Here is a 22005-nt window from a genome sequence, read left to right on the forward strand (position 1 = left end):
CAGCCACTCAGACACAGCGAACGGTTCGCTGGCGTCCGCACCGAATCGTTGACATTCGCGTGCGATTGGGGGTAACATTTTATGCAGTTACCCCCACTTGTGCAGGAGTTACCCCCATGCCTCTCACAAACACTGCAATTCGCAGTGCAAAGCCGCAGAGCAAGCCTTTCAAACTGTCAGATGGCGGCGGGTTGTTCCTGCTCGTTCAGCCAAACGGAAGCAAATGGTGGCGATACAAGTATCGGTTTGGGGGTAAGGAAAAGCTCCTCGCGCTGGGTTCTTACCCGGAAGTGAGCCTCGCCGAGGTGCGGGAACTGCACTACAAGGCGCGGAAAGCCTTGGCTGCTGGCATAGATCCCGGCGAAAAGAAGAAGGAGGCCAAGCAGCGGCTTCGCTCCAAAGTAGAGAGCGATTTCGAGACCGTTGCCCGTGAATATCACGAACAACATCTCCACGAGTGGAATCCCCGCTATGCCCGCGACGTAATCAATCGCCTCGAAACGCATCTGTTCCCGAAGTTCGGCAAGAAGCCTATCGCCGACATCACCTCACTGGATGTCTTGGACGCCCTTCGAGTCATTGAGAAGGCCGGTGCGTTGGACATGGCTCAACGCATGATGCAGACCTGCGCACAGGTTTTCCGCTATGCCGTGACCACGGGGCGGGTAGAGCGCAATCCGGTAACGGACCTGCGTGGAGCGCTCAAGGCACCCGTCAGGAAGCATCATGCTTATTTGGACGCCAACCAACTGCCGGAGTATCTGAAGAAGCTCGAAGCCTATCAAGGCGAGCCGCAGACGAAGCTGGCCCTTCGGTTCCTACTGCTCACCTTCGTTCGCACCACTGAGCTACGCGGAGCACTTTGGAAGGAAATCAGCTTTGAAAATGCTGATTGGCGCATTCCAGCGGAGCGCATGAAAATGAAGGACCCGCACATCGTGCCGCTTTCGCGGCAGGCAATCGCGGTCCTGAAGGAATTGAAAAAGCTCACGGGACACCGGGAGCACGTCTTCCCCAATCAGAACAATCCCAAGACATTCATGTCTGAGAACACCATGCTCTATGCCCTCTATCGGATGGGTTATCACAGCCGGACCACTGGTCACGGCTTCCGGGCGACCGCGAGCACGATTCTCAATGAGAACGGCTTTCAGCCTGACTTGATCGAGCGCCAACTCGCCCACTGTGAACGAAACAAGGTCCGCGCTGCCTACAATCACGCCCAATACCTTCCAGACCGCCGGAAGATGATGCAGTGGTGGGCGGACTACTTGGACGAAGCTGCCAAGAAGGAATCTCCGAAGAAGCCACCCAAGCCCTGACTCTAAGGCTGTCCAAGGTCAGGCGGCGGAAGATTCCCGTTCGGGAACATTATGGGCTTGATGACTCAATTCCGGGCTTCAAGTTCCCGAGCGGGAATTATTTGATTGAACCGCCATCTGTGACGTGGTATTATTACCGCTCGGTAACATTTTAGGGGCAGCTATGAAATACACTCCAGAACAGATCGGCGAGATGGTTCGCTCTGCCCGCAAGGGGCAAGGCGTGACCCAAAAGGAACTCGCCATGACTTCCGGGACGGGTCTTCGTTTCATCATTGATCTGGAGAAGGGAAAAGCCACCTGCCAGATTGGCAAGGTTCTGACCGTGCTCAATACGCTCGGTATCACGATGACGTTGATTGCGCCCTGGAGCGACAACCCTCCAGCGGGACGAACCGGCCAAGCCCTCTCAGGAAAGGAATCCCGCCCATGACGCGCACTCTCGACGTTTACCTGCACCACCATCTAGCGGGGCATCTGATTCAGGATGAGCACGGCCAGTTGGGGTTCGAGTATGCCGAAGGCTGGCTGGCTTCAGAGGCAATCCCGCTTTCGCATTCTCTGCCTTTGAAGCGGGAGCGATTCAGCCGAAATGAATGCCGGGGCTTCTTCGCCGGTATTCTGCCGGAGGAGAGCAAGCGAGTGATGATCGCCAAGAATCTTGGCATCAGCGGCAAAAACGATTTTGCCATGCTTGAGCAAATCGGAGGCGAGTGCGCTGGCGCAATCACCTTCATTCCAACGGGAGAAAGCCTCCCCAAGCGCGAAGATCACTATCGCCATCTGAGCAGCGCGGAGCTGGCAAAAATTCTTCGTGAACTGCCTCGCCGCCCGTTGATGGCGGGCGAAGAAGGCATTCGGTTATCGCTGGCCGGTGCGCAGGATAAAATTGCCGTGCATGTGGCCGACGGCCTGATTTCAATCCCTCTTGGCGGTGCGCCAAGCACTCACATTCTTAAACCGGCCATCGAGCATTTTGAAGGACTCGTGTTCAATGAAGCCTTTTGCATGAAGCTGGCGGCGGCCATTGGCCTGAACGTGGCAAAGGCCGAAATCGGGAATGTGGAAGGCATCGACTATTTGCTGGTCGAACGCTATGACCGCAAGCTGTCACTGCCTTCTCCAGAAGGCCCAAGCAAGCTGCAACGCGAGCATCAGGAAGACTTCTGCCAGGCGCTCAATATCGTTCCCGAGAACAAGTATCAGAACGAAGGCGGGCCTTCGCTCAAACAATGCTTTGAGCTTCTGCGTGAGGTTTCGACAACTCCGGTTCGTGACCTGCAAGGGCTGCTTGATGCCGTCACTTTTAACTTCCTGATCGGCAATCACGATGCACACGGGAAGAACTTCTCGCTGCTTTACACGGGAGAGGCAGCACAGGGTAGAGCAACGCATCTAGCGCCGCTCTACGACTTGCTGAGCACGGTCTATTACCCAGAACTCGCCAAAAAGATGGCGATGAAAATCGGTGGTGAATATGCCTCCGACAACGTGCATCCGCAGCATTTTGAAAAGCTGGCGGAAGAAGCAGGCCTCTCTAAAGCGCTGGTCAAGCAACGGGTGCCCCAGCTTGCCGAAGCCGTTCTCGCCGCGCTCGACGGTGCCAAGAACGATCACGCCGTTACGCTGGCTGTTGCTGAACTCATCAAGAGCCGTTGTGCGCGAACGATGATGAAGTTCAAAAAGTAGCCTTTGGATGCTGCCCCCTCGCCCCGCCTTTCCTGGTGGTGACTGCGAGAATGATTAGCCAGTCGCAAGTGCGTTCAAGGCTGCGCACTTCCGCGCTTTGCTTGTGCAGTGTCGCCCGTGCGCTGCGCGGCCTTTCCCGCTCCCTCGCTTAACCTGGCTCTTTGGCCTCGCGCACGTCACGCCAATCAAGGCGGACGGTAGCAAGGAGGACAACATGACCGTCGGCGAATTAGCACTTCTCATCAGTTCAATAGCTCAACTGATTGCTTCATGCGTTGCAGCAGTCAGCGCCAAGCGCCGAAAGCGCTGATGCTGCGGGCGCTCGGCTCCGTGTCGAGCGCTCGATTATCTAAGCCCCCCAAAAGAACACCCATAAACACCCATATCTGGATTTGAGAATGCCAATCAAAGGCTTGTTAGCGGTCCGCCTCTGGCGGTTCTGGCTCTCGCTCCTGCGTCTTGCTTGGCGTTGGCTTTTTCTGCCGCTGTGCTTCCTGCTCCTTCTCCCATTGCTCTTTGACCGCTCCCAGCGCGATCTGGATGTCCTTCTCCTCGGTGGGGTGCTGTGCAGCCACGGTTTGCCGCAGGCGTGCGCCCAGCTTCTCCAGTTTGGCGGCTGCTTCTGTGCTTTGGTCTGCCATATCAGGATATGAGGGATTGCGCCTCCCGGAGGCAGCGCGAGATTTTCATGCGGACATTGTCATACTGCAAGTTGTGCTCGGAGGCGATTTCGCCGTAGGCAAGGCCGACAACATAATGCTTCCAGAGGAACTCGTAGCAGTCAGGGTTCGCCTTGCGAAGCAACTGGACGGCATATTCAAGGTCGAGCCTTTCCTGGGCGGGAATGGCCGTTCGTGGCTGCCCTGATTCAATCATCTTCAAGAGTTCATCCGGCGAAACAGAGTGCAGCCGGTCGGCCTCCCTGCGCCTGAAATAGTCGCTGCTCTTGTTGCGGGCGATGCGATAGCACCACGCCCAAAACTCGCTTTTGGTGTCGCCATCAAATCTTCCAAGCCCGGCAGCGATGGCTTTCAAGGTTTCCTGAAGCACATCATCGCCTGCCTCTTGGGGAACAGAGCTGAACACAAAGAATCGGATGTCTGCCGCAATGCCGCGAAACAGCGTGTCAGCCAGCCTGAGTCGCTGGTCGAGTGCCGCTGTCACACGGTAGGTGCGGATTAGCTTCATGATGTCATCCATCGGGGCAGCACGATACGGGCTGCCTCAAGGTCGGCCAAAGATTTTTAGAACCCGCTTGTTCGGATTCCGGGCTGGTGGCCGACTGGAACGGCAAAAGGGGAGAACCACGTCATGAAACCTTCTGCCAACTCATCAGACAAGCAGCTCAAGGCCATCAGCCTGGAGCAGGTGTTGCAGAAGCGGCAGCTCGATCAGGCGCTTAACGCCAAAGAGTTCGCCGTTCTGGTGGGCATCTCCTATTCGACCGCTCGCGACTGGTTCCGCACGCCTGGCTTTCCAGTGTTTCGCGGCGTCGTGTTCTGGCAGGATTTCGCGCAGTGGCGCACATCGCGCCCGAGAGGGGAATCAAGCGAACACAAACAGGCGGAGCGTCTGACGGTCGCGGGCCTGCCGACAAGGGCAGCAAAAATCCTGATGGGAACGCGCTGATTGCGTGACCTCCGCGTATACCCATGTGGGGTATGCAGCGAAAAGCCCCATGCCGCAGGGAAGGGGAATCAAGGGGGCCGGAAAAAGTTCGTTTACTGCACTTTTACTGCACACGCTGTGGAACCCTTGATTTTGCGTGGAGCGGGCGATGGGAATCGAACCCACGTTTCGATAGGCATGATTTCAACCATGTTCGAGGATGTTCAAGCACGCTCATTTTAAAGGGTTTAAGCGAATATCAAACAAGGACGAATTGACACAAACAACCCCAAATGTTATCAGTTTTGTTATCAGGTATGGCATCCGTCTTTCGCCGCGAAGGCACCAAATTTTTCCACGCTGACTTCCGCGATGCGAAAGGCATCAGGCGGCATCGTTCCACCAAGGTCACAAACCGTAAAGAAGCAGAAAAAATTGCCGCCAAATATGAAGAGGCTGCCCAGAAGAGACGCACCTTTGCCCAGGTCAAACAGGTGATCAGTGACTTTCATGAGGAGCTCACTGGTGAAAAAGTTAAAGCTGTCAGCCTGCGGGATTTCATTAATGATTGGCTCAAAGAAAAGGAGGCTGAAACAAAGCCTTCCACCATGGATTTTTACCGCTCTGCCGCCACCCGCTTTGCCGATTTCATAGGGACCCAAGACAACGGAGACATTTTTCACGTAGGTCGTGCATCAGTCGTGCAATATCGCGGCGACCTGTTGAAGACGATGTCTTCCACAAGCACGAACCACCACCTCAAGTGCATCAAGATGATTTTTAGAGCGGCAAAGAAGAACGGAATCGTTGCCGAAGATCCTGCCGAAAGCGTGGACACAGTAAGGAAGTCCGAGGAGGGAACTGAGCGCTTGCCGTTTGAGTTGGATGATATCAAGAAGGTTCTAGCTCTCGCAGATGATGAGTGGAAATCCATGATCCTGGTTGGCCTTTACATCGGTCAACGTCTCTCAGATGTGGCCAAACTGGAGTGGTCTGCGGTTGACCTGGATTCTGAAAAGATCACGCTTGTCACCACCAAGACAGGTCGTCGCATGTCCCTTCCTATTGCTGCGCCTCTCAAAAACCACCTCACAAAGACACCAAAGGAAAAACGGCAAGGACCGCTTCATCCGCATGCTGCAGCCGTCTTTGCCAAAACTGGGAAGGTGAGCACGCTCAGCAATCAGTTTGCTAAGCTGTTGGCGGCAGCAGGGCTTCGTGAAAAGGTCAGCCATACCAAAACAAAATCTGGTCGCGGAGCCAAGCGCGACTTGAACGCACTGAGCTTCCACAGCCTGAGGCATACTGCGGTTTCGCTGCTCAAAGCGGCCGGCGTAGATCAAGCCACGGTCATGGAAATGATCGGCCACGAAAGCGAACAGATGAGCGCTCACTATACGCACGTGGGAGAGGAATCACTGAAAAAGGCAGCGGCAAAACTGCCTGACATCGTGAGTGAGTGAACGATCTACCTTCACCTCTTTCTCACCCTCGGCTTCTGGACGCGCAGCACCTCAAGTGTGTAACCAGCGCCATTATCAAAAGGCTGCACCTCCCCTGTCACTTCGACGACCGGGTATCTCACAGTGGCCAGGCCATGGTAGCGATAGGCCTCGGCAAAGATCTCGCATTCCACAATCCCACTTTGATCACAGATGGAGATGAATTTCATGGGCTCTCCGTTGGCCTGAATATGAGATCGAGTCACGATGATCAGCCCGCAAACCGTCACTCTCTGCCGGTGATACCGATGTAGGTCTGCGATCCGGCAATAAGTCCCCCAGCCGACTTCTGGAAACCGTTCCAAGGGATGCCCTGTGATTGTGTATCCCAGGAGCTCGAATTCATCACACAAGCGTTGCAGGCGCGACGGCTCTTCACGGAACGTCGTGCGCAATTCCTCATCCGTGCAATTCTGCAACAGCCATCCATCACCGACACTGCCATCGCGACTGGTATGCAGGCAGTGCCAAAACTGTTCTGTCCTTGGCATACCAAATCCGTCCAAAGCCCCCACTCGAATAAGGCTCAGTGTTTCAGCAGGCTCGGGACGAACACGCTCACAAAAATCGCGAACCCCCAAGAATGGAGATCTCAGTTTTTCAGCTCTCCACCGCTCCAGCAGTGATTCACTAAGACCCTTGATGGAACGCATTGGCACTCGAATAGCTCGCCCTAGGTTCCGCGCTGGCGTTCCGCTTTCCACGGTCATTAATTCAACGTCAAACGAGTCCGTAGAGACGTTCACATCAGGCGATAAAAAACCAATCCCCAACCGCCGACACTCCAAGGTGTAAACCAGAGGTGAATAAAACCCTTTCCCATTGGAGAGCACCGCAGCCATGAACTCCGCAGGGTGGTAACACTTGAGATAAGCCCCTTGGTACGCCTCAACCCCGTAGGCAGTGCTGTGTGCCCGGCAAAAGGCATATCCTTGGAACCCAGTCACCAACTGCCAGACCTTTTCAATGATTTCATCATGGTGCCTCTTTGCTTTGGCAGCCGCAACAAACTCCACCTTCAGCTCTGCCACTTTCCTCATGTCCAGTTTGACCAAGGCTCGGCGTAGCATGTCAGCTCGTCCAGGTGCCAGACCCGCAAAGGCTTCACAGATTTGCAGGATATGCTCTTCGTAGGCCACAACGCCAAAGGTTGAGCGAAGCACTCCGCTCAAGCTTTCATGGGTGTAATCCACAGGCTCCAATCCTTGAGCACGCCGTGCAAACTGGCTCTTTTTCAATCCATTGGCCGCGCCAGGTCTGATCACTGAGACAATGGCAATAAGCCGATCAATGTCCCTTACCGCAGCCATGCACGCTAAGCTTGTCATGGCAGGGCTTTCGATGTGATGCACGCCTCTAGCATTACCTGAGGCGATCATCTCCCACACCGCTTCATCAGACCACGCTTCCACACTGTCAGGACGTGGTGGGTATTCAGAGCCTCCCAAGCCGCCAATTTCCAAAGATTTTAAATCAACCGAGACTCCTTGTTGGCCTAAAGCTGTCTGAGCATCACGCAGAACAGCGAGTCCGCCTTGGGCCAGAATATCGAGTTTAATGAGCCCGACTGCCTCGACTGCATCCATGTCAAAATGAGTCGTTGGCCAGCCTTTCGCACTGGTAAAGACCGGAGTCAGAGTGCGGATGGGGTCACGAGACAATACCACGCCGCAGGGATGCATTTTGGCGTAACGTGGAAATCCGTCCAGCATGCCAGACATCAGCAAAGCCGTTCTGAGCGGCTCTTCTTTCCATTCCTCAAGATCACACTCACGCGAGACTGCCAACGCATCTGCCGCATGCTTTGCATCCGTCCAGGGCATGTGCTGGGTGAGTCGGCGAATCTCGTTTTCTGCGACTCCTAAAACCTTGGCAATATCGCCGAAAGCCGACCGCGCTTGGAAGGTATTAAAACCACCCACAATGGCAGCATGCTCTGGCCCGTAGTGAGACAAAAGGAGTTCCACCACGTCGTCTTTACGGTCATGCGCAAAATCAATGTCAATGTCCGGCAGCTTTTGCAGCGCCATGCGGTCACGATTAAGGAATCTCCGAAAATAGAGCTCAAAGCGGATGGGGCAGACATTGCTGATTTTCAGGCAATAACAAACCAGGGAATCGGCTGCGCTTCCTCGTGTGATCCAGTCAATACCCACAGCCAGACAGCGCTGCAATAGATCCCACACCATTAAAAAATATTCCTCGTAACCGACTTCAGAAATGATCTCGAGTTCCTCATTCAACTGGGCCTCGTATTGCCCCGCTTTCACTCCATACCTCGAGCGCAAACCCTCATGAGCCAAACGACGCAACATCATCGCGGGAGCACTGCCATCCTGAGGCTCATACTGCGGAAAGCGCAGGGTCTTAAAGTCGAACGAAAAATTGCACTGCTCCCCCAGCTCATGCGCGGCTTGCAACGCCTCAGATGAATAGCAACCTGCCCAGTGAGTGGAATCATGAAACGCGAAGTCACCTCTGCGCTTTTTGGGATGACTTTCATGCAGGAGCGTGAGGGTCTTCATGCTCTGCAAAATGTCGAAAAACACTTTATCCTGCGGAGATCCATACCGAATCTCGGGCAAAGCTATTTCACTGCTATTAGCGGGCACGATGATCAGGCCTTCGTGGTGATCGTCGAGTTGCTCAGTGGTCACGCCACCGTCTTCACCGAAGGACAAGAGGCGGCAGAGATTCTGATATCCTCGGGTGCTTTGCACGTAAGCTAAGAGACGCTTTTTCCCGTGGTTGAGTTCCGCACCCACCACAGGCTTAATGCCGGCGGCTGATGCGGCCTGGAAAAACGGAATCGCAGCGTGCAGGTTGGGATCTGTGATCGCCACCATGGGCACTTCATGAGCTACCGCTTTCTCAATGATGGCGGGGATGGTGAGTGCCGAATCTAAAAAGCTGTAACAGCTCTTCACATTCAGTGCAGGCACAGAAGATTTCACAAATTTACGAACCAGGATCTCGGGTTTCAGGGTGACACGTTCCTGCAAGACTCTGTTCGTTGTCGAAGCACTCGCATCTGTGACCAGTCGAGGTTTGGGGAGCACCTGTCTTGGCGCATGCCGATGTTGCGACAACCACAAGTCATGTCCACGCATGATGCTTTGATGACCACGCTTTAAATCATCCACCACCATCGCCAATGAATGCAGCCTCTCTCTTTTGGCATCAGATGCTTCCAGAGGAAGTAGCGCTGAAAAACTGGCGTGGTAAATTTTGGTGAAGCGCACCCCTACCAGACGAATGCTCACACGCCTTTCCCAGGCCTTCTTCAGCATCGCCTGCATCAGCGGATAAACATCATGCTCCAGATCGGTTGGCTCATCCAAGCTCATGGAGCGTGTCACTTCGTCCATGTCATTGTAGCGAAGACGCAGAGTGACGGTGCGAATGCTTTTTCCGTCCTGCCTCACCCTCTGCATCAGCGTATCCACCATTGCTCGAAGCCTCGCGACAATGAAGGCAGTATCCGTGGTATCTTGGGGAAAAGTTTCCTGTTCTCCATAGCTCTTAGCCGCAGGGGCTTCACAGATCACCGGCCGCGCATCCAGACCCAGGGCATAATCTCTCAGCACCACAGCACTCTTTCCTAACAGCAACGACAGCTCGTCCAATGGCGCCGAGGCGATGTGTCCTACACGGCAAAGACCGGCTGTGTTTAACCTTGCTGCAAGTTGAGGGCCGACCATGGGCAACCACTTGTTTTCCAGCGGCCATAAAAACCCCTGCTCATGCCCCGGTGCCACTTCAATGAAGCAGTGGGGTTTGTGCAGCTTGCTCGCGATTTGTGACACCAGTTTATTCGCACCCACACCCACGGACACCGACAGTTTTAGACTCTGTGCAATCGCCGTCTGAATGGTCGCTGCGGTGCTGCCAGCCTTGCTTTGCAATGAGCCTGTTAAATCAAGGTAGCATTCATCAATGGAGGCCACTTCCACCACCGGAGTGAAGTCATAGGCGTAGCTGAACATCAGCTTGGAAAAGCGCTCGTATTTTTCAAAGTCCCCTGGCAACACAATCAGGCTGGGGCACAGCTTCTTGGCCTTAGCTGTTGGCATCGGGGTAAAGATGCCCAGTTTTCGCGCCTCATAACTGGCCGAGGCAATCACCCCTCTTTTTTCTCCACCCACAGCTACAGGCCTTCCACGCAGTTTGCTATCAGCAGCCTGCTCAACGCTCGCAAAGAACGCGTCCGCATCAAAGTGCAGGATCATAGCTGATCACCTCTCTGGGAGCCTCAGAAGCGCAATCTGCACCCCTTGGATGACCAGCTCTCTAGCCGGGATGAGGTCTGGATATTTCACATTAGCTGCCCGCAGATAAGGCACGCCACCCTGCAAAATGAACCGCTTGAGGGTGGTTTCACCATCAATGAGAGCTGCAACAATGTCTCCATGCCGGGGCTCCCGAAACTCCATGATCACCACATCTCCCTCCAAGATGCCCGCCCCCTTCATCGAATCTCCGCGCACTTTAAGGGCAAAGGTCCTGGCGTTCTTCGGTAATCTCAGAGTGTCGAAATCCACATCCAGGCAGTAATCCTGCCGCCCCTCCTGAACCTCCGGCCTTCCCGCCACAATGCTGCCAAGCAACGGCACACGACGGAGAGAGAAGCTGTTGGCGAGAGTTTGCCAGAGCATTTGCAGCGAAAATACTTGGCGTGAGGTGAGCATGGCTCCACCAAATACTGTTCATTAGAACATTTTCAAGAACCTCCTGTGTTTTTTCACCCGCTCCCCAGAGAGAACATGACCGTCGCACCCAAAAAGGACCTCAACCACTGGTTGATTTGAAGGACCGAGGTGATCACAATTACAATCCCAATTCAGGCGTCTCATTTTCATTCGCGACCGGCACATCACCCATTTGAGGAACGGGCGAGCTGATGGGAACCAAAGATTCTGCAGATTTATTCTGAGGCAGCAAAGAAGCATTCGACACCCGGTAAGCCTCCAGCAGCTCACTTTCGTAGGGCTGGAAAAAAGACTGCAGCTCCTCTTTTGCTTGTCCAGGGGACAACCAGGCCAAAGCCCTCTCATCGTCCAAAACCAGCGGACTACGGTCATGGAACTTCGCCATGTATCGGCCCGGAGGCGTCGTCACCACACTCATTGAGGTATGCATAGGGCCTGAAGCCTGATCCTCTGCCAAAGGGCTTTGCCAAACATCCCAGATAGCAGCCAGCAGCAGAGGAGACCCGTCCGCATTGTGAATGAAATAGGGTTTGCCACGGTCGGGCCACTCATGCCAGCCGGTCACAGGAACAAGGCAGCGTCTTTGCATCACTGAGTGACGATAGGAGGCCAATTCAAAAATCGTCTCGGAACGGGCATTGAACGTGAGCCTGAATTTCTTATTCACCTCCGCCTTGCCACCTTTTGCCCAGCTAGGTATGAGGCCAAACCGCATCCGTGTCGCCACGAGTTCGCTTTCCTCCATCGTCAAAACATCCGCATAATCAGTGGGGCACAAATTGTGAACGCTAGGAGCCTTAGAACGCACATCCTCCTTCGCAGAGGCCTTCCGTCGCTCCACACGCAAAGCCCGCCCCGCTAGAGACAACGCAGGGAGCTTCGCAAACTGATTGAGACGACCGCACATGATTTATGTTGTTGATCGTGCATTTAATCACATGTCCTATTTTCGGATAATTGTATGCACCCTTATTCCATAGACACCAATGCCCGGCAAACAGTTTACTCTCTCCTAGCAATTATCGCCTTCGTAATTCCCGGCTTTGTCGCCAGTGACAGGGTTACTCACCTTGTGGGCGATAAGCTGTCCTACCCCTTTGGTGTGGGTGCAACCTTCGGAGTTCTGTTTCTGCTCTTCGACCATGTCTTCTGGAAGTGGCTTCAGTTCATCCTGCATATTCCCAACTTGAATGGCACATGGACAGCCAAAGGGATTAGCTCCTATGAAGACCCGGCGACGGGCAAGCCGATGGAGTTCGTGATGGAGTATAAAATCAAGCAAACCTTCACACGGATCGAAATTTCAGGAGAGACCGACAAATCAACATCACGGAGCACCATGGCTTCACTAGAGATTGATCACGCAGTGCCCATCTTCCGCTACGCCTTTGAGAACACCCCGCGAAACATGTCGGACGCAGAGCTTCAAAGGCACCCAGGCCTGATCGAGCTGCGCTTGAACTCAGTGGCCAAGATGACGGGTGATTATTTCTCCGGCAAACACCGCCTCCGTTATGGCGAGCTAATCTTCACCAAAGCCTGATATGTCCACACGCACCAAATACGAGCGTCTCCTTGCGAGGCGTGCTCCGCAAGACGAACGCAGGATCTACAATTTCAGCGAATCGTTTGAGACACAATACGGCGATGCCACCAAATACCTAATTGGTGCCATGTCACCTGTGGCACCGCTATACACACAACGTCTAATTGTACAGGGTGACCGGGTTGAAAATCAATTAAAGACACGACTGGCAGTGTTGTATCCGGCTCTTGAATTCCGACGCCAGGGTTCCGTCTCCAATAATACTCACATCAAGTTCCACAGTGATGTGGATGTGTTGGTCATCATTGACAAGTTTCACACGCTGGAACCTCCACAACAGCCTCCAAGCCCCTACCGTGGAAACCCAGATCAAGACCTCATTGACCTGCGGCAGAATTGCGCGGACGAACTCAAAAATGCATTTCCTGCGGCAACGGTAGATAACAAGGGTTCGACCTGCGTAACCATCGACGGAGGCAGTCTTGTCTGTTCCGTTGATGCGGTCCCATCCAACTGGTTCAATACCGTTGCTTGGTCCCAGTATCGACAGGAGCACGAACGTGGCGTCCAGGTTTATAACCGGGACAAGGGACAGCGGATTCTGAACCGTCCATTTCTTTACAACCATCGAATCCATTCGCACGACCTTCCCCGGATCGGAGTTCCTCGTTGCCTGATGCGTCTGTTGAAGAACATCAAGGCAGACCACGAGAAATCTGGTCTCGATGATGATGTGGATTTCTCCAGCTTCGACATCTGTTCGCTGGTCTATCGGATGCCAGATGATCTGGTCGCTGGAATACACAATCGGCCCCTTCGCCTTATTTACGCGCTGCTGGTCTGGATAGCGAATGTGCTGAACACTCCATCCTTGCGAGGCAGCCTAAATGTTGTGGATGACTCGCGCCTGATTTTCGACACACCCACCAAGGAACACGGCCTTAGAATCCTGTTTGAGGATCTCAAAATCCTTTATCACCAAGCAGACCAGGAGACATCAAATCGCCAAATACTCACTGAGTCTCATCTGTAATTTGATGACATCCAATCCTGCCGCATAAGGCCCCCTATCCAAACATGCAATGGACTTGTCCCTGCCCAATAACCAGAATACCGTAATTCCCGTTGCACCACCCAAAGAAGCCCCTAAGAAAGCAGAAACACCAAAAACCTGATCAAGGTCAAAGACGACCCGGAGCCCGGGAGGGGTGTAGAACGTGCTCAGTGTGCCGTTGAAGTGCCTGAGCAGCCTCGACACCCTCAAAAAAAGGCCTGATACAGCAGCTTTTCCCATCCCAGGAGGCGAATGAAGGATAAATATTTCCACAACCTGAACTTACCATGAGCAAGATGACCTCCACGAATGACAAACAGTTCCCGCGAGGCGCGGAATGGGTCCGCGTGGACTTCCATCTGCACACCAAGGCAGACAAGGAGTTCAAATACAGCGGGGACGAAAACTACTACAATAGCTCTTACATCAATGCGCTGGAGAAGTCGAACATCCGATTGGGAATCATCACCAACCACAACAAGTTCGATTTCGAAGAGTTCAAATCCCTCCGAGCGACCGCCCGAAAGCAGAAGATCGGGCTTTTGCCCGGCGTGGAGCTTTCACTGAGTGACGGCCGAGCTGGAATTCATGTTTTGATCGTTTTCAGCGATGACTGGATGGATTCTGGGAAGGACTACATCAATTCGTTTCTTGCGAGCATGTTCCCTGGAAAAACTAAGGAAGAGTATGAGCATGAAAACGGATGCAGCGAGAAAACTCTTCTCCAAATGGTGGAGATGCTCGATGGATTGTCCCGCGGAGACTATTTTCTGATCTTTGCCCATGTGGAAGAGCCCAAAGGCCTTTGGAAGGAGCTGGGCATAGGCAAACTCGCAGCTTGGAAGGAAAGTCGTTATGGCGCTCTCCGAAGTCGCACCCTAGGTTTCCAAAAAGTCCGCTCGTACAACAAACTCCATGAGGCTGACAAGCCATGCCGCCTAAAAGCAAAAAATGCTTTGGGCGACTGGTACCCCGCCGAAGTGGAGGGGTGTGACCGTAAAAGCATTCAGGAAATCGGACAAGGTCGCTCCTGCTATCTCAAACTCGGAGAACTTTCGTTCGAAGCGACCAAGTTCGCATTATTTGATCATGAGCACCGAGTCCGCACGGAATTACAAGAACCCCGACAGGCGGTGCTTCTTCAGCAAATCAATTTCGCCGGTGGTGCCTTGGATGGAATTATTGTGCCATTCTCCCCTTCGTTGAACTGCCTGATCGGCCCGCGTGGAAATGGAAAGTCGGCGGTGATTGAGTGTTTGAGACATGCACTGGGCTTCCCAGAAGGAGCAGACGACCGCTACAAGTCCGGTTTGGTCGAGCGCATGCTGTCGCCCGCCGGCAAAGTGGTGCTGGTGGCCGTGGACGAGTTCGGGCGTGAAGTTCGGGTGGAACGGGAGCGCAGCGGTCAGCCGTCCGTGTATCTGGATGGGGTGTATCGCGACATTTCCCCGGGATCGGTCCTCAAGGACATCCTCTACTTCGGCCAGAAGGACCTCTCTGCCCGTTCGGAGTCGTTCGACGAGAGCTTTCTCGACAAAATGCTAGCGGATCGTCTGGATCCAAAGCTTCAGGAAGAGGCGACGCTTATCGAAGGTGTGCGCCAAACCGCGAAGCAGCTCAAAGAGACGCTAGAGGCGACGGAGAAGATCGCCGCGCTACAAAAAGAGAAGAACGAACTGGAGGTGCAGCTCCAGGTCTTCACCGACAAGGGGGTGGACAAGAAGCTTGCCGAGATGACACTCTTCGACGGCGACCGGCAGGCCATCATTTCATGGCAACAGGCGCTGAAGGAGCTGGGCACAAATCTGAAGGAGGCGGCGGACTGGGACGAGGTGAACGCAGCTTTCCCCGTATTGAAATCGCAACGAACTGCTGACATTGTCGTCGAGCTTACATTCGCCAAGGCTAAGTCAGAAGAAGCCAAAGCGAGCGCACAAGCTGCGCTCCAGGCTTTGCGTGATACACTCAAAGTCTTGGCTGAGGCGCTCCAGAAACTTATTCCCGTGCAAGACCAAATGAAGCAGGAGGTGGCAGAATTGCAAAAGACCCTCAACGAGCCGCAGCTCGATTTGGAGCTGTTCCGAACGAAGAAGAATCGCCTTAATCAGTTGGTAACGCTGTTGGCAACAGGAGCGCAGCGAGCCAAAACCGAACAGACTGCACGGGACCTCCTTGGTGAGGCAGTGAACAAGCTCCATGATTTTTGGCGTGAGCGGTTCACAGAACGCGAAGCCGAGGTGCGGCGCTTGGAAGCGGAACTGCCACAGGAGATTCGTCTCCAAACAGCGTTTAAAGGCAAACGCCGCGCCTTCGGTGAGTTCCTTCGGTCAAAGTTCAAAGGCAGTGGCCTGCAGGCCGCTGCCTACGAGACAATCGAGGACGCTTTTATGGACGGACGCGAGTTGTATCAAAGCCGGGCAGAACTGGTGACAAATGGACTGAGCGAGAATGCCGCGATTAAAGTCCAGGCCACGCTGCTTGATCATCTGTCGGATTTCCTTACCTTCCGGACTCCTGATGAGACTGCCGTTCTATTCAACGGGAAGCTGTTGGGGGAATACTCGCTCGGGCAACGCGCCACGGTGATCCTACACATCCTCATGCACCTGAGACGCTACCCGTTGATCCTCATTGACCAGCCGGAGGACGACCTGGACAACGAGACGCTTTACACCCATTTCATACACCAACTGCTGGACCGGAAGGAGTTGACGCAGTTCATCTTCGCCACCCACAATCCCAATATTCCCGTGCTGGGTGATGCGGAGCAGGCCATTGTCTGTCGGAAGGAGGGCGAGAAGTTTTCGTTCGACCACGGCAGCATTGACGACAAAGACATTCAACAACGCATCGTCACCGTGATGGAAGGCGGCGAAGACGCATTCCGGCGCAGAAAGGAAATTTACCAACTATGGAAGAGTTCAAATTGAGAAGCCAGAGCCTGCTAGGCGGAGTCAGGACGCGGCATTAAAGCGCGAGCCGTCGGCTAACGCCAAGATGGCAGGCGAAATCGTTGCGTTTGCCAACAGTGACGGAGGGCATTTTCGTTAGCGTTGAGAAGGATTGCAGCATAGCCAGTCTTACCGGCAAAGTCGGTAAGGAAATGTCGAAGGTCGCATGGTATAGCGTTCGTCCACCGTTTTAAAAAGTGAAGCCGCGCCACTGAGGAGGGACCACAAAACCCCGGAGCCATAGAGCACCATTCTTGAGATCCTCCGCATCATCATTGAGCAGAAACCGAAAGATTTACTGTCAATACATTGCCAAAGGGTCTGCGCTACCCTCGCTGCCCAGCCTGGGCGCAGCGCACAAAGTGCAACATGTTTCATCAGAACAGCCATGTCCGGCCCCGTATTTGCAACCCGCTGCAAACTTTGGCCTTAGCTTGCGGTCAAAAACAAACTGACGGATTTTCTGCCGCTCCCAATCCATCCGCAGCCTTTTCAGGTTCCTCTGCATGGGCATGTCCGGCCGGATTTTAGCCGCCCAAACAACGCTCTGCTGCGATGTTTGGGTAGGGCTGGTGCAGACAGCTCCGTTTGCAACCGATTGCAAAATAAAGGTTGATTTTATAATGCAGCCCCCTTTTATCCATATTTATTCTTTTTCTCCACATGGCAAAACCCGCAGTTAACCAAGCTAAATCCCCCATCAAGCGGCGCATACGTTCCCGCACGGGCAAGGCAGGAACTACGGGCAAGGTGAAGGCTGCACCTGCGAAAAGCCGCCGCAGGTCGTCTGCTGCCAAGGACAGCTACCTCTCTGAGGTGATGCATTTCATACGTTCACTGGCTGACCATCAGGCCCGCTCGAGGAAGACCGTGCTTCGGGTCCGCTGAAGGGTGCCCGAAAGCACATTGAACTCCCCTCCGCGCACAGTCTCTTCACTCGATGCCAGTATTTCACGCACGTCTGGCATCGCCGATGACATGTAAGGTCCGGGACATTCAGAGGCCCGAGAGTTTCTTCCGCCTCTTGAAGGAGGAGCTTGGCCAAACAGACTCTCTTTCCACGCCGCTGCACCGCGTGTGTTCCCTGGCACGCCGCCTGGAGGTTGCCACCGTTGTCATCGAAGAGCTGGAAGAGGCCGGAGAGATCATTGAAGAAAATGAAGACCTCCAGGGGCTAAAGGCCTGGCATGGCAGCCTGCCCGTCATACGCCTCAGCTTTTTCAGGACTCCCTTCCTAAAACCAGAGGACATTTCAGATCAGGACGCGAGCTCCTTCATCGGGTATGCGCTCCTGAAGCGTGATTACACTTCAAGGAAACAAACAAAGACTAGATGCCGGGTCTATGAGGCTATAATGCCCTCTCCTGGACATGCCTACATCCACATCCGTGGCGGAGTGGAATGGGAATGCCGGGTGAATGACTCCACTCTTATCGCCCGCGGCTATCCGTTCTTCCAGCAGAACACACTGACCAATGTCTGCTCCCACGCCGCGGTGCGCACCATCGCGGCCTGCTTTAGCCAGCCGGACCAGACACTCACCTTTCGGCAGATGAACAGCCGCCTGGAAAAGCAGCCGGAAGACATCCGCAACGGGCTGCTGACTCCTGAGATTGCCAAACTGCTGGAGACCACCGGTGCGGAAGTCTCCGTCTATGCTTACAATGACTTGGCGCAACCTGGACCGAAGCTCCCCTACCAGCGGCTGGCCTATGGAAGCCTGGAGTCCGGCTACCCGGCCATGCTCATCTTTGGAGACGCCACCCTAGGTGAATCAGCAGAGCATTTTCTGCATGCCGTGCCAGTCTTCGGCCACACCTTCAACCCGGATATGTGGCTGCCGCAGGTGGAGCAGGCCCGCTTCGACCTGGGCAAGAAAATGGGATACATCCCCAGCGATTTCTGGCTTGGCTCTTTCATCGGGCATGACGACAATTTCGGTCCCCACTATAGCATCCCGCGCCATTACCTGCGCAGCATGCGCTCCTCCTCCAAGGAACATCCCCAGTCGATCTCCACCGAGGGGGTGGCCTGGCTGCTGACCACTCTGCCCAAAGGGGTCAGGATAAACAGCGTGATAGCCGAGGCCATCTGCATCAGCGCATTGAAAAAGCGCTCCATCGAAATCAAAAAGCATGACGGAGAGTGGACCCAACGCATGCTAGAAAACCAGAAGGAAGGCCAGCTTGTACTGCGCACCCTGCTCCTGGAAAAGTCGCAATACCGGAAGCACCTGGAAAACATGGAAGGCTGGAAACAGGCAGAGCGTCTAAGTCAGGAAGAGATTCAGGCTATTTTGGACAGCATTCCCGGAGACCTTTTCTGGATGGTGGAAATCTCTCTCCTGGAGCTCTTCCCTACCAACCGCCGCAAGCTGGGAGAGATGATCATCAACCCCCATGAGGAGGGAGCCTCCATGGCAGAGCTGCAGGTGGAAAAAAGCGCTCTGGGCCTGCGCCTGCCGGGGCTATGGATCTCCTGGCCGCCCAATGGCGTACGCAATTCTCATCGGCTATCCCTGACTCTGGCCAGCCACACTCCGCTCTACGGCTGCGAGCAGCCATCAAAAAAACCGAAAGACGAAAGTGCGCCGACCGCCACCTGACAGTTCCGAAGTGGAAAGTAGAAACCGAGACACGATCCCGCTGGCTTAGCCAATCTTGCGAGACAGAGATGTCTTCTACATCCGCTACGGGCTGACGGCTGCCTGCTGACCGCCGGATGAGCCAGCAGCCCGGAGGACATCATTGTTTCGCTTAACCATCAGCTTGTGCATGGAGCCGGGTTGGAAAACCCTTGTCCAGCACCAACTTCAGGTCATCAACAACACCGGCCCCCCGGATGCCCCTGCTGCCACCTGAGGTGCCGCGGCGGCTTCCATACCCCCCAATTTGCCCCATAGCGGGTGAGAGGCGCGCTGGACGAATTGAAATTTCTTTTAAATTTTTGGATTTGAACACCTAACAGAGTGGGCGAGGCAGCGGGGTGAGGAGGCTTCCGTCATTCGTCCGCCAGGAAGCGTTGAAGCATCATGGGCTAACATTTAAATGTGAATCACATCAACCATGGTTGATGTCCGAAACCTCCTCCCACCTAAAGAAAAGGGTCCCGGATAATCCGAGGCCCTTCCTTTTCTCACGCGGCTAGGCCGACGTGAATGTCTAACAGGCCGTGGAGGGCCTCAGTGCGTTTGGGGAGTTCCGCCAGGTTGCCGCTTTTCAGGGACTCGGTGAAGGCGTTGAACAGACTCCAGACATTGCGGCCGGCGAAGGCGTCGTATCTGGGTTCCCTCCATTCATTGAGCACCGAAGGGATGAGGCGGTTGGAGCACACGCCCACATCCGTTGCGCGGATGATGAGGTCATGGGCATCCACTTCACCAATGCCCGCTTCTTTGTAGGCAGCGATGCGTTTGTCCTGGTCATGCCACTTGGCCATGAGTTGGCCGATGGAGCGTCCCACCAGTTGCGGCAGGTCACGGACAATGAACCGAGTGTGTTTGCGGGCGAATTTGATCTCTCCGGAAAAGGAAAGGTTGTCGCACACAAACACACTGGCACCGGCCACGATCCCAGCGGGGAAGGTTTTATCATGGCTGTTACGCAATCCCAGCACCCAGCAATAATCTTCGCTGGACTGATGGGAGGTCACTTCCATGAGGCCGAAATAACGCATGCCATCATGTGACAACGAATGCGCCTGCGTGCCGATTTTAAGCCGGGAACTGGACAGGGTTTTCTGGACGGTGGTGATGAGCTGATGATGTGGAATGGGACACCAGCTATAGGTAGGTGCAGGCGTGGGCACAGAACGGACTTCTTGAAGGTCGGCAGTGTGGGCACCGCAATGCAACATCAGGTTAGGGGTTTTACGAGGCTTAGCCATAGGGGCGATGAGGTCGAGGTTTGCGATCATGGGGATGAGGTAGTTAGAGGAGGTTTTAAATTATTTAATTGATGACTGATTGAATGGGTGAAGCGCCTGGTCATGACAGGGAACCCATGAGGTTAATTCTTTTGATGGAGGCACGGTTGAAACGTTCCTTCTGGCGAAAGAAGACCTGGGTGGTGTGTGCTGTTGAGGGCCTATAAAAAGAGAACCCGGCACGTCGGTGAAGACGCAGCGGGCTCTGTTTCCCATATGATGGATGGTTCGGCCTACAGCTTCAGGCCTTGCAGGGTGCGTAGCGTGGAGCGGACAGAACTCATTTCTCGGGCACTGGTTTTTTGCTCACGCTGGAGAAGCTTGAGTTTATTGGCCAGGTCACGGATTTGGTTAAGCCCGTCCTGAAACCGATCCCGCAGGAGGTTGCAGAGGTTGAGCGCTTCATCCATGGCAGGAGCGCTAGGCCCTGCTTCAGGAGCATCGGAGTTGGGACGATTGAGCATTGGATTTGTAGTTGGGGGTTTGGGTTGGTGTGTAGGTACTGCCGTTGTGTCCATCTTTCGGATGGGAGTGGGTTGAGGCGATGTGCCTGCCTTGTCAGACCTCACTGGCATGATGATGAGTTGCTTGCCTTGCGCATGAAGACGCAGAGGTGAACGTTCATCGAAGAGGCTGATGTGATGGAGGCCGAATTGCAGGGCTTTGATGAGGAAACGACGGTCTAAAAAGATCGTCACTTCCGGTCCATGACCTTGCATCGCCTCCAGAGGGATGTGCAGCCAAGGTTCTTCGGCACTTGGTTTTGCCAGCAAGTTGAGGGTGTTGCTTTTCCACTGCATGCCCAGCGTATGAAACTGAGTGTCATGGTTAGGCAGGCGCTGTATCAACTGGATCACTGCTTCCAATTGATCTGGAGGCAGAGTCAGGTGTGTTTTCGCTTGGGTGGGGTCAGGAACTGCAACCTGCCAGTCCGGATATTTATTCGGGATCTGACGTGACACGAATCTCCATCTGCGACTGCTGAGCTGCACCCATTCTTCGTTGCTTTTGATCTGCCATTCACCATCCCAAAGAAAATCCTTCCACCCCAAGAATTTATGACTGGGGATGAGGACGGATTGTTTCAGGGGGAGGGTGAAGGAATTCGCGGAGTAGAGGTGTTTTCCATCGGTGCCCACCAAGTAGTTTGCCTTGGGGTTTCGGACATCAATGAAGGTGCCATTGAGCACGTAACGAGTGGCATCAGTGCTGGTGCAGGACATCGCTTCATGGAAGCTTTGTCGCAGATGTGCAGGCAGCGGAACCGATTCAAGATTAAGGCGCGGTGTCACAGGAAAGTCTGTCACCGGCAAGAGTTTGATTTTAGTTTCTCCGGTCTGGCCACCCAATGAAAATTGGATCGCCAGATTCTCGGGGTCGGTGGTGATGCGGATCTGCTCACCTTTGCCGCAGCTTTTAACGGTGTGCAGGAGCTGATCATAAGGCACGAGCACGGTCGCGGGTGGACCGTCAGAAGGGTGTTCAAAGCGCACGGTGACAAAATGGTCGAGATCTGTCCCGGTAAGGGCAATCCAACCATCTGCGGTGCGATCAATTTTAACGTGTTTAAGGAGGGGTAAGCTGGCTTTGGGTGTGATCACCTTGCCAAGTCCCGCCAGAGCTGCCTTGAGCTCTGCAATGGGTAAGACGATGGGTTTCATAAGCGATGCGGTTGAGGTTAAAAACCAACCACCCCTGCT

Annotated in this window: 17 protein-coding genes; 10 read left to right on the forward strand and 7 right to left on the reverse strand. The window is 54.2% G+C overall.

Features of this window, described 5'->3' with window-relative positions; all coding sequences use genetic code 11:
- Nucleotides 1-116 precede the first annotated feature (116 nt).
- The 3 genes from ABEB25_RS03875 to ABEB25_RS03885 all read left to right on the forward strand — a co-directional run bounded on the left by ABEB25_RS03875 (nt 117) and on the right by ABEB25_RS03885 (nt 3011).
- Nucleotides 117-1322 (forward strand): tyrosine-type recombinase/integrase, encoded by a 1206-nt coding sequence (locus ABEB25_RS03875; RefSeq protein WP_345735066.1) that lies wholly within the window; start codon nt 117-119, stop codon nt 1320-1322.
- 163 nt (nt 1323-1485) lie between these two features.
- Nucleotides 1486-1755: a helix-turn-helix transcriptional regulator gene (locus ABEB25_RS03880; RefSeq protein ID WP_345735067.1), complete on the forward strand. Its 270-nt coding sequence runs from the start codon at nt 1486-1488 to the stop codon at nt 1753-1755.
- On the forward strand, nt 1752-3011 hold the full coding sequence (locus tag ABEB25_RS03885) for a type II toxin-antitoxin system HipA family toxin (protein WP_345735068.1): 1260 nt from the start codon (nt 1752-1754) through the stop codon (nt 3009-3011). Before ABEB25_RS03880 ends, ABEB25_RS03885 begins: the two co-directional genes overlap by 4 nt.
- A 416-nt stretch (nt 3012-3427) precedes the next feature.
- Here ABEB25_RS03885 and ABEB25_RS03890 read toward each other — a convergent pair whose 3' ends face one another.
- Nucleotides 3428-3652, reverse strand: coding sequence for a hypothetical protein (locus tag ABEB25_RS03890; RefSeq protein ID WP_345735069.1), 225 nt, complete (start codon nt 3650-3652; stop codon nt 3428-3430).
- Nucleotide 3653: 1 nt separating this feature from the next.
- The gene (locus ABEB25_RS03895; RefSeq protein ID WP_345735070.1) at nt 3654-4199 is read right to left on the reverse strand and encodes an RNA polymerase sigma factor; all 546 of its coding nucleotides are present in this window, start codon (nt 4197-4199) and stop codon (nt 3654-3656) included.
- Between the two features lie 123 nt (nt 4200-4322).
- Between ABEB25_RS03895 and ABEB25_RS03900 the strand changes: the two genes are divergently transcribed.
- Complete coding sequence (locus tag ABEB25_RS03900; RefSeq protein ID WP_345735071.1) at nt 4323-4640, forward strand: hypothetical protein; 318 nt, start codon at nt 4323-4325, stop codon at nt 4638-4640.
- 296 nt (nt 4641-4936) lie between these two features.
- Nucleotides 4937-6082 (forward strand): tyrosine-type recombinase/integrase, encoded by a 1146-nt coding sequence (locus ABEB25_RS03905; protein WP_345735072.1) that lies wholly within the window; start codon nt 4937-4939, stop codon nt 6080-6082.
- Between the two features lie 11 nt (nt 6083-6093).
- Here ABEB25_RS03905 and dnaE read toward each other — a convergent pair whose 3' ends face one another.
- The 3 genes from dnaE to ABEB25_RS03920 all read right to left on the reverse strand — a co-directional run bounded on the left by dnaE (nt 6094) and on the right by ABEB25_RS03920 (nt 11737).
- Complete coding sequence (gene dnaE / locus ABEB25_RS03910; RefSeq protein ID WP_345735073.1) at nt 6094-10350, reverse strand: DNA polymerase III subunit alpha; 4257 nt, start codon at nt 10348-10350, stop codon at nt 6094-6096.
- 6 nt (nt 10351-10356) lie between these two features.
- On the reverse strand, nt 10357-10809 hold the full coding sequence (locus ABEB25_RS03915; RefSeq protein ID WP_345735074.1) for a LexA family protein: 453 nt from the start codon (nt 10807-10809) through the stop codon (nt 10357-10359).
- A 139-nt stretch (nt 10810-10948) separates the two neighbouring features.
- The gene (locus tag ABEB25_RS03920) at nt 10949-11737 is read right to left on the reverse strand and encodes an SOS response-associated peptidase (protein ID WP_345735075.1); all 789 of its coding nucleotides are present in this window, start codon (nt 11735-11737) and stop codon (nt 10949-10951) included.
- 54 nt (nt 11738-11791) lie between these two features.
- Here ABEB25_RS03920 and ABEB25_RS03925 point away from each other — a divergent pair, with 54 nt between their 5' ends.
- The 5 genes from ABEB25_RS03925 (at nt 11792) to ABEB25_RS03945 (ending at nt 18986) form a co-directional block, all read left to right on the forward strand.
- Nucleotides 11792-12373: a Cap15 family cyclic dinucleotide receptor domain-containing protein gene (locus tag ABEB25_RS03925; protein ID WP_345735076.1), complete on the forward strand. Its 582-nt coding sequence runs from the start codon at nt 11792-11794 to the stop codon at nt 12371-12373.
- Between the two features lies 1 nt (nt 12374).
- Nucleotides 12375-13409: a nucleotidyltransferase family protein gene (locus ABEB25_RS03930; protein WP_345735077.1), complete on the forward strand. Its 1035-nt coding sequence runs from the start codon at nt 12375-12377 to the stop codon at nt 13407-13409.
- Nucleotides 13410-13717: 308 nt separating this feature from the next.
- Nucleotides 13718-16360 (forward strand): TrlF family AAA-like ATPase, encoded by a 2643-nt coding sequence (locus ABEB25_RS03935; protein ID WP_345735078.1) that lies wholly within the window; start codon nt 13718-13720, stop codon nt 16358-16360.
- Between the two features lie 684 nt (nt 16361-17044).
- Nucleotides 17045-17269 (forward strand): hypothetical protein, encoded by a 225-nt coding sequence (locus ABEB25_RS03940; RefSeq protein ID WP_345735079.1) that lies wholly within the window; start codon nt 17045-17047, stop codon nt 17267-17269.
- A gap of 136 nt (nt 17270-17405) precedes the next feature.
- Entirely contained in the window at nt 17406-18986 is a 1581-nt protein-coding gene (locus tag ABEB25_RS03945; RefSeq protein ID WP_345735080.1) for a hypothetical protein, read from the forward strand.
- 530 nt (nt 18987-19516) lie between these two features.
- On the opposite strand, the gene ABEB25_RS03950 is transcribed toward ABEB25_RS03945, so the two are convergent.
- Both ABEB25_RS03950 and ABEB25_RS03955 read right to left on the reverse strand, forming a co-directional pair.
- Nucleotides 19517-20296, reverse strand: a complete 780-nt coding sequence (locus tag ABEB25_RS03950; RefSeq protein WP_345735081.1) for a DUF932 domain-containing protein — start codon at nt 20294-20296, stop codon at nt 19517-19519.
- Between the two features lie 242 nt (nt 20297-20538).
- Complete coding sequence (locus tag ABEB25_RS03955) at nt 20539-21966, reverse strand: DNA polymerase III subunit beta (protein WP_345735082.1); 1428 nt, start codon at nt 21964-21966, stop codon at nt 20539-20541.
- Nucleotides 21967-22005: the final 39 nt, after the last annotated feature.

It is taken from the genome of Prosthecobacter algae (assembly GCF_039542385.1).
GTDB classification, from domain to species: domain Bacteria; phylum Verrucomicrobiota; class Verrucomicrobiia; order Verrucomicrobiales; family Verrucomicrobiaceae; genus Prosthecobacter; species Prosthecobacter algae.